Here is a 1,323-nt window from a genome sequence, read left to right as displayed (position 1 = left end):
TGTTGCTTACGATTAACGCAGCAGAGACAGAACGGTCTGAGGAACCTGGTTCGCCTGAGACAGGACTGATGTACCTGCCTGTTGCAGAATGTTCGCCTTGGTCATGTTCGACACTTCCACCGCATAATCCGCATCCTGAATTCGGCCACGGGCGTTGGACAGGTTGTTGATGGTGTTGTTCACGTTGGTGATCGTGGATTCGAAACGGTTCTGGATCGCACCCAGGTTACTACGTGCGGTATCTACTGCTTTCAGTGCGGTATCTACAGCATTGACAATCTGCTGTGCCAGACCACCAGAACCACCGATAGCACCAGAACCACTTGCAGCACCGGTACCGCCGCTGATTGCATCTACTGCAGTAGAAACACCAGAAGACAGGCCAGAAGTCGTTGAGGCATTAACCAGGGCGCCAGAGTCGATAGTGATAACTTCGTTAGCACCGGTGTTTGCACCAACCTGAATGTTGATACCGCCACTTGCTGTACCGTCCAGCAGGTTCGTGCCGTTGAAAGAGGCTGATTTAGCAACACGGTCGATTTCGTCCAGACGTTGCTTCATTTCAGTGTAGATTGAAGTACGGTCAGTACTGCCGTTGGTGTCACTTGCAGCCTGAACCGCCAGCTCACGAACACGCTGTAAGTTGTTGTTGATTTCGTTCAGGTTACCTTCCGCAGTTTGCGTCAGGGAGATACCGTCGTTCGCGTTACGCGCAGCCTGAGTCAGGCCTTTAACCTGTGCAGTCATACGGTTGGCAATCGCCTGACCAGCAGCATCGTCTTTTGCACTATTGATACGCAGACCAGAAGACAGACGCTCAATAGCGGTGCCCAGAGAAGATTGTGATTTGTTCAGGTTGTTCTGGGTGACCAGAGACATGATGTTAGTATTAATCGATGCCATGATAAGCGTTCCTTAATCAATGAGATGTTAAGTGTCGGGTTCAGCTCATTGGCTCATCCCCGTCCTTACTAATTATCGGAACCTTTTTTAAAATCTTTAATTTTTTGTCTGTCCCTGTTTTTTATTCAAAATCATCTGTTTCAGAAAGAAAAAACCCAGCACAAGGCTGGGTTTAACATCACGCTGTGTTGCTTACGATTAACGCAGCAGAGACAGAACGGTCTGAGGAACCTGGTTCGCCTGAGACAGGACTGATGTACCTGCCTGTTGCAGAATGTTCGCCTTGGTCATGTTCGACACTTCCACCGCATAATCCGCATCCTGAATTCGGCCACGGGCGTTGGACAGGTTGTTGATGGTGTTGTTCACGTTGGTGATCGTGGATTCGAAACGGTTCTGGATCGCACCCAGGTTACTACG

Annotated in this window: 2 protein-coding genes; both read right to left on the bottom strand. The window is 49.7% G+C overall.

Annotated features, from left to right (window positions below; genetic code table 11):
* Nucleotides 1–12 precede the first annotated feature (12 nt).
* The gene (locus tag NXT09_RS22315) at nucleotides 13–903 is read right to left on the bottom strand and encodes a flagellin N-terminal helical domain-containing protein (protein ID WP_040035978.1); all 891 of its coding nucleotides are present in this window, start codon (nucleotides 901–903) and stop codon (nucleotides 13–15) included.
* 198 nt (nucleotides 904–1,101) lie between these two features.
* On the bottom strand, nucleotides 1,102–1,323 hold a 222-nt coding region (locus NXT09_RS22310; protein WP_268581191.1), incomplete at its 5' end, for a flagellin.

Source organism: Pectobacterium jejuense (assembly GCF_026800125.1).
Classification (GTDB): Bacteria; Pseudomonadota; Gammaproteobacteria; order Enterobacterales; family Enterobacteriaceae; genus Pectobacterium; species Pectobacterium jejuense.
The sequence above is the reverse complement of the archived record's forward strand: the minus strand, read 5'-3'. Positions and strand labels throughout refer to the sequence as shown.

Excerpts from the sequence above, each read along its gene's own strand:
- NXT09_RS22315 (WP_040035978.1), bottom strand. The coding sequence starts at position 903 with ATGGCATCGATTAATACTAACATCATGTCTCTGGTCACCCAGAACAAC.